This window comes from Sinorhizobium kostiense (assembly GCF_017874595.1).
GTDB lineage: Bacteria > Pseudomonadota > Alphaproteobacteria > Rhizobiales > Rhizobiaceae > Sinorhizobium > Sinorhizobium kostiense.
In genome coordinates this window covers 359,900-366,737 of the sequence record NZ_JAGILA010000008.1, presented here as the reverse complement: position 1 = coordinate 366,737, position 6,838 = coordinate 359,900, and the positions used below count along the sequence as shown (strand labels likewise).

General features: G+C 60.1%; 6 protein-coding genes and 1 pseudogene. 2 read left to right on the top strand and 5 right to left on the bottom strand.

Going from position 1 to position 6,838, the window contains the following annotated elements:
* Nucleotides 1-235 precede the first annotated feature (235 nt).
* Nucleotides 236-937 (top strand): annotated as a pseudogene (locus tag J2Z31_RS25195) (helix-turn-helix domain-containing protein); the annotation flags it as partial.
* A gap of 21 nt (nt 938-958) precedes the next feature.
* On the opposite strand, the gene J2Z31_RS25190 reads toward J2Z31_RS25195, so the two are convergent.
* The 4 genes from J2Z31_RS25190 to J2Z31_RS25175 all read right to left on the bottom strand — a co-directional run bounded on the left by J2Z31_RS25190 (nt 959) and on the right by J2Z31_RS25175 (nt 4,814).
* Nucleotides 959-1,441, bottom strand: coding sequence for a GNAT family N-acetyltransferase (locus J2Z31_RS25190; RefSeq protein WP_209605836.1), 483 nt, complete (start codon nt 1,439-1,441; stop codon nt 959-961).
* A gap of 81 nt (nt 1,442-1,522) precedes the next feature.
* Nucleotides 1,523-2,851 (bottom strand): aspartate aminotransferase family protein, encoded by a 1,329-nt coding sequence (locus tag J2Z31_RS25185; protein ID WP_209605834.1) that lies wholly within the window; start codon nt 2,849-2,851, stop codon nt 1,523-1,525.
* A gap of 74 nt (nt 2,852-2,925) precedes the next feature.
* The gene (locus tag J2Z31_RS25180) at nt 2,926-4,056 is read right to left on the bottom strand and encodes a phosphotransferase enzyme family protein (RefSeq protein WP_234939638.1); all 1,131 of its coding nucleotides are present in this window, start codon (nt 4,054-4,056) and stop codon (nt 2,926-2,928) included.
* A gap of 89 nt (nt 4,057-4,145) precedes the next feature.
* Nucleotides 4,146-4,814: a haloacid dehalogenase type II gene (locus J2Z31_RS25175; RefSeq protein ID WP_209605832.1), complete on the bottom strand. Its 669-nt coding sequence runs from the start codon at nt 4,812-4,814 to the stop codon at nt 4,146-4,148.
* 245 nt (nt 4,815-5,059) lie between these two features.
* On the opposite strand from J2Z31_RS25175, the gene J2Z31_RS25170 reads away from it, so the two are divergent.
* Nucleotides 5,060-5,452 carry a GFA family protein gene (locus J2Z31_RS25170; RefSeq protein ID WP_209605830.1) on the top strand — a complete coding sequence of 131 codons (393 nt, stop codon included), beginning with the start codon at nt 5,060-5,062 and terminating at the stop codon, nt 5,450-5,452.
* Nucleotides 5,453-5,540: 88 nt separating this feature from the next.
* Here the strand turns inward: J2Z31_RS25170 and ampC are convergent, their stop codons facing one another.
* Entirely contained in the window at nt 5,541-6,731 is a 1,191-nt protein-coding gene (gene ampC, locus J2Z31_RS25165) for a class C beta-lactamase (protein ID WP_209605828.1), read from the bottom strand.
* Nucleotides 6,732-6,838 lie beyond the last annotated feature (107 nt).

The following is a 6,838-nucleotide window of genomic DNA, read 5'->3' as shown; positions in this document are numbered from 1 at the left end:
CGCACGCCGGCCGAGGTCTTCATGGCACATTTGCGCGAAAGTAGCTGATGCCCTACCCTTCACACGGCATTGTTGCACTTGGATTAGATTCTCCAGGGCTATTTAGTAATGCGACATATGAGCCAGTTAGAGATGCGACAGTCGTCGCCTCTCGGGATGCTGGTCAAACGTCAACGTTTGGAAGGAAGACTGGCGACGTGAAGCGTGGTTGAGACCATGAGCGTTCGGAGTCGTCATGTCTTGTTTGACCACCATGTCGCAGAAGGAATTGCATCGTCTTGAACTCATCCAGCGGATTCGTGGGCGTAGCCTGAGCGTCGTCGAGGCGGCCGAGTTGCTTCGTCTTAGCCGCAGTCAGGTCCACCGGCTGTTGCAGGCCTATGACCTGGCCGCGCCGACGGTCTCGTCTCGAAGAAGCGCGGCCGTCCGAGCAACCGGCGTCACAGCGAGGATTTCCGCAACCTGGTGCTCGACCTGGTGCGTGAGCATTACGGGGATTTCGGACCAACGTTGGCCGCCGAGAAGCTGATCGAATGCCACCGGAGGCGGCCAATGACTATGCGCCGGAGTTCATGGCCGGCTTCAATCGCCGCTTTAGCAAGGCGCCGCGCAATCCGAAGGACATGCATCGGCCGTTTGCCGCGCATGAGAACCTCGATGGCGCCATGTGCCGCAAGGAGATCCGCAAGCTGTCGCAGTCGCTGACGCTGCGCTATGACAAGATGATGTTCATCCTCGATCCGACCGACCTCGCCACGGCGCTCGCCGGCCAGAAGGTCATTGTCTGCGACTATCCCGACGGCCGCCTCCAGATCACACAGGAGACGACCTCCCTTCCCTATAGAATCTCGATACGCTGCGTTCAGTGCACCGGTCCGAGGTGAGTTAAACAAGCGCCTCGATGACATGCTGAGTACTCGTCGCCGAGATCCAGGCAGAGGCCCGTGTCCCACTAAGGCTAGAGCGCTTGATACATAACGAGGGCGTCAACATAGCCTTGCGTCGGGTGGCTGAAGGCGCCTGGCAATGTGCCCACGACGTCAAATCCCATTTTCTGCCATAGCGAAATAGCCGGCCGATTGGTGCTCACCACGAAGTTGAACTGCATTGCCCGATACCCGTGCGCGCGGGCGGTTATAATCGAGTGTTCGCACATGCGGCGTGCGACGCCTCTACCCGTGGAATCGGGCGCTGTGACGTATCCACAGTTGCAAACATGTCGACCGCCGCCAGGCTGATTGGGACGCATGTAATAGGTGCCGAGGATGGCTCCCGCTTCCTCCGCAACGAAAACTTCCTTGTCTGCCGCCATCCAGTAGGCAACAGCCTCTGCCCGGCTCAGGTTACGGTCTAGCGTATAGGTTTCTCCCGCTCGGATCACAGGCTCGATGATCGACCAGACAGCGGGGGCGTCAGCGGATGAGGCGGGGCGAATATGCATGGCGGTCTAGTCAGATGTCAGCCGAACGTTATCCATCTAAACAGCAAGGCTCCGCCCGGTCACGTGCTCGCGATATGCGGACTAGCCCGCGACCTTGATGAGGGCGCGCTCGAGCGATGCCAGGAAGAGGTCGACATGCTCGGCCTGGCAAACGAGCGGAGGGCGCACTTTAAGCGTATCCTCGTTGGCCCCTGTCGTGCTGATGAGTACGCCGTCATCCCGCATTGCGTTGACCACATCCAAAGCCATCGCACGCCGGCGTGCGGCCGGCGCGCCCTCTGGCCCCATGTCGACGCCGAAAAAGAGGCCGGCGTTGCGGGTTGCGCGAACACCGGAATGCTGGTTTGCGATCTTTTCCAGCCCGCTTCGGAGGTGCTGGCTGATGGCAAGCGCTTTTTGGGGGATCTGGTCACGCTGCAGGATCGTCAGAACGGCGTCCGCAGTCGCTATTCCGACCGTGTTTCCGGCGAACGTGTTGGAGTAGCGCGAGGTGGCGCCGAACTGCTCCATCGGGGCTTTGCGGCCAACGACAGCGCCAATTGGAAATCCGTTGCCCATCGGCTTGCCGAGGGTAACAAGATCCGGAACGATCCCGTGCCGCTCGAACCCCCACATATGGGCGCCAGTTCGGCCAAAGCCCGGTTGAACTTCATCGGCAATGACGAGGCCACCTGCCTCGCGCACCGCCGCAGCTCCGCTGGCAATTAAGCCGGGAGGATCGACCCATACACCATCGCTGGAGAAAATACTGTCGATGAGCAGAGCCGCAACGCCTATGCCACGACGGTTCAGATCCAGGATCGCTGATCGAATCTGTGCCTCGAAAAAATCCGCAGCCTGGGCTTCCGGCACGCCAGCCGGCCCGGGTAGCGATACCATGCGCACGGATGGGCTGAGCTTGACCGCGTCGCCGAGGTTCGGCGAAACCGCGGCGGTCGCCGCACTCGTGCCGTGATACGCATAGGAGGAAACGATCACGCCTTCGTTGCCGCTCGCAAATCGCGCGATACGCAGGGCCAGATCGTTGGATTCACTCCCCGTGCAAGTAAAGACCACTCGGTCGAGCTCGTTCGGGAAGGTTTCGATCAACCGCTCGGCATAGTCGACAAGTTTTGGCTCGAGATAGCGCGTATTGGCGCTTATTCGGCCCGCTTGCTCCGCCATTGCCGCATTGACTTCCGGATGGCAATGGCCGAGGCACGGCACGTTGTTATAGAAGTCGAGATAGGCCCGCCCGTCGGGATCGTAGAGCCACATGCCTTCGCCGCGCACGAAGTGCACGGGCCGGCGGTACTGGAGCCGATAAGAGGCCCCCAGAACTGCTTCGCGGCGCGCAATCAGCTCGGACTCGCGCTTGGGAAGGTCGGATTCGCCGGGTCTGTAGCGATTAGGCATAAGATCTGTGGACATGTGCTGCTGCCTATTTGAGGTACCTAGATCAGTTCGCGGTTCGGCGACCGTGCCGGTCGAGCAAACCGATGGGGTTACGGCAAGGACGACGACATTGCCGCGAGGACGGCCGCCTCCCCCGATGCGACACCGAGAGGCGCCAGGATAGAGAGGCCGTGCTCGGCACGCGCGACGTTCTTCTTGATGTACTGGGCGTCGGAAGGAAAAAGGTGGGCGCGCCAGTAATTGACCAGGATCAATGCGCTTTGCCGCGCCCGCATCAGCCCGACGAGCAGTCTTGCCTCCAGTGACGAAAGCGCAATCACAGAGGCATAGCCGGCGATAAGATGTTCAGCCCCACCCAAAGGCAGGGCGGGATCCGTTACGACGTGACTTGCTGCGATCGCCAGATCCTGGATCCTGGGGCTCCAGCAGCCGTCGCCAAAATCGATGAAAGCGATTCCCTGGTCAGTCGCCATCATGTTGAAGGGGCTGGGATCATTATGAGTGACCTGCCACGCCACGATCGAGAGCTGCGGCTCAACGAATTCCACATACTCCGCCATCGCAACGCGAACGCTGTCGGCAATGCTCGCCGATGGCAGGTATTGCTCCAGTTCCATCAACCGCGGCCAGCACCCGACATGCCAAAGAACGGGGCGGTGGGCCGCTGGCGCATCGACCTGCCCAAGCGCCAAGCCCAGCCGGGCGAGAGCGCTGCCAGCTCGAAAAAGCAGGTCCGGAGTGGGCATCGCCCGGTGCAGCGGAATGCCCTCAATCCGGGTCTGCAGGTACCCGCATACCCCCTCCTGCTCGAACATCAATGCGCCGCTCGCCGTGTGGAGCACTTCGGGTGCAACGAAGCCGGCAGCCCGTTGTAATCCCGCCATGGCCGCGGTTTGGAAACGAAAGCTGTCGATCGCCTCCGGTCTTGTCGACGTCTTCAGGATCAGTCGGCGGCCGTCCGACAGGGTGACCTCAACGGTACGCTCGACCTCGGAGGACAATGTCGCGATCGATCCCGCCAAGCCGTAGTGGCGCTCTAGCAGTGCCGCCGACATGTCCGGTTCGGGTGAGCCCGGCCGCATGGCCAGCATGGCAGCGGCAGCGCGAAAATAGGCCTCGGTCGAGGCTGCCGCAAAGGGCAGATGGTCCCGCCCGACGGCCATGGAGCTATTGGGCTGACCTGCTTCTTCATCGGGGATCCGATCAGTACCAGCACCCAATTCGAAAGATCCTTGCCCGTTGGAGATGGTGTCCTTTATGACGCGAAGATGAGCGCTCAGCCCTGAGGCCTCGCGCCCATCCCTCCCCCTTAGAGGCCAAAAACGCCGGGTAACTGCGTCACATCACGGATTTCGGTGTACTCGTAATATGGGTTGGCCGGCTCATGGCCGCGATTAACCCAGACCTTGCTCTTGATTCCGAGATCATAGGCAGACATCAGGTCGTGGCGGAAAGACGAGGAGACGTGAGTGATGTCCTCTGGGCCGCACCCCAACATGTCGAACATATATTCGAACGCCTTGAAGTGCGGCTTGTAAGCCCCCGCCTCTTCAGCGGTGTAGACGGCATGAAATGGCGCGCCGAGCTTTGCCACGTTTGAGGGAATTTGGGCCGTCATCGAGTTCGTTAGAATGACCAGCGGAATTTCCTTGGCTACTTTGGCCAAGCCCTCGGGCACGTCGGGATGCGGCCCCCAGGTCGGGATCAGGTTGTAGATCGTTTCAGCGTCTTCGGCACGGAATGCGACGTTGTTGCGGCGGCAGGTGCGCTCCAGTGCGTTATGTACAACATCGGCATAGGGCTTCCAGTCCTGCATTACCTCATCGATGCGGTAGGCCTGGAAGTTTCTGATGAATTGGTCCATGCGCGGTCCATCCAGAAGATGGCCGAACAGATCCCTAGCGGCTTCCGCCATTTGGTAATTGATCAGCGTGCCGTGGCAATCAAAAGTCACGTATTTTGGCCGGAAGCGATCCATGTCCTTGGTTCCTTGTCAATCTGACCTGCTATTCGAAGATAGCTGTAGGCGATTGGCAGAATGTGCCGAAATGCATGGTCATCCAGCAGGTGGCGCACCGGTCCACCGCAGCTTCAGCAAAACCTTCCGCAGGACTGTTTCCTTGCCCTTCCCGGTCGAGAAAGACCTTTCCTCAGCGGGCGATTGCAGCGACAGTGCGGTTCGACGTACCCATTCCGGTAGCTTGTTTTCAGAGGAGACGCAGCATGGAGCGATTCACCGGCGGTTGCCTGTGCGGCAACGTCCGAATTGTGGCCTCGGGACTCCCGTACCGGGTCGGCCTTTGCCACTGCCTCGACTGCCGCAAGCATCATGGGGCCTTTTTTCACGCGTCTGCGGTGTTTCCCCAGGATGCGGTGACGATCGATGGCGAAACACGCGACTTCGCCGGGCGGTTCTTCTGTCCCCGCTGCGGCTCGTCCGTATTCTCCCGCACCGCAGACGAAATCGAAGTGAACCTCGGGTCCCTCGATGCTCCCGACCAATTGATGCCAACCTACGAAAGCTGGATCATCCGTCGCGAGGCCTGGTTGCCGCCGTTTCCGCTCACGAGACGATATGAACGCGATCGGGACGCCACGGGTCGCTTTGAGGAGTAGGCCGATCGAGCGGCGCGTCGCCGCCTGCTTCCCGCGGGACGGTCATTGCAGGCGGTACACCGCCGCTGCGACAAGTTGATGCGCCCGCTTACTCGGCGCCTGCCTGGTCGGACTGCTTGTCCAGAGCGGTCAAAATCCGATATGCGGCAGTAACTCGTTCCGGGACGGGGTAGTTTTTGTTGGCCAGGATCACGATGCCGATCTCCTTGGCGGGGACAAAGGCTGCATAAGCGCCGAAGCCGTTTGTCGAGCCGGTCTTGTTGATCAGCACGTTATCGCGTGGCGGCATTGGCGGCGACAGTCTTTCCACCTTGTTGGCCTTGAAGGTGATCTGCGGAGAGTTGCCCGCAAGCAGGCGATCAAGATCCGTCGGATAGGAATACATCTCCCAGCCCAGGCCCTGCACCATATCCCCGACCCTGTAATAGCCGGTGTGCGTGGCAGTGATCGCGCGTTGCAGCGTCTCATCCAAACCAGAGCCGTTCATGTTGTCCTCGACGAATCGGATCAGGTCGGCCGCGGATGTCTTCACACCATAAGCCTCGGAAGCCCAAATGCCGGGGTTCACTCGGATCGGCTTTCCGTCTTTCGAATGGCCGTAGGCATAATCGCTCATTCGGCTCTCGGGGACGTTGATGTAGGTATTGGCCAGTCCGAGCATCGGAATGAGCTTCTTGTCCATCAGATCGTCGAAACGATCGTCCATGCTTTTGGCCACCAGGTGTCCGAACAGGCCTATGCTTGGATTCGAGTAGCGCCGGTAGGTTCCAGGAGCATGATCCGGGCGCCAGTTCCTGTAATAGGCGATCAGATTGTCCTGTGTGACCTCGCCGGGCAACTGCAAGGGCAGTCCCCCTGCCGCGTATGTACCGAGATCAAGAAGGCTGATTTTGTCGAAGCTGCTTTCGGCAAGCGCCGGCAAGTATTTGCTGGCGCTGTCCGAGAGGGAAAGCACTCCGGTTTCCTGCGCATAGGACGCAAGCGTCGCGGTGAAGGTCTTGCTGATCGAGCCGATCTCGAAAATCGTGTCGTCGGTAACCTCTTTCCCGCTTTCCTTGGAGACGACGCCGTAGTTGAAGACGTGCCTCTTTCCGCGAACCGTGATCGCCACGGCCATGCCCGGCACGCCGTTCTCTTCCATGACGGGCCGGACCGCCTCGTCAACGATGCGCTGAAGGCTGCCCTGTGCATCACTATCGGAAGCATGGGCGCATGCGCCGGATAACAACAATGAAGCGGCGACGACTATTCCACGCTTGGAGATGAGAAGATTTTCCATGGCTCGTTCATGTCCTCGGGTCGAACTATGGCAATCGCGGCCGACGACGTCGTCGGAAAGGGTGTCGACACGTGCGGACGCATCAGCCTTGCTACAGAAGGAGGCGC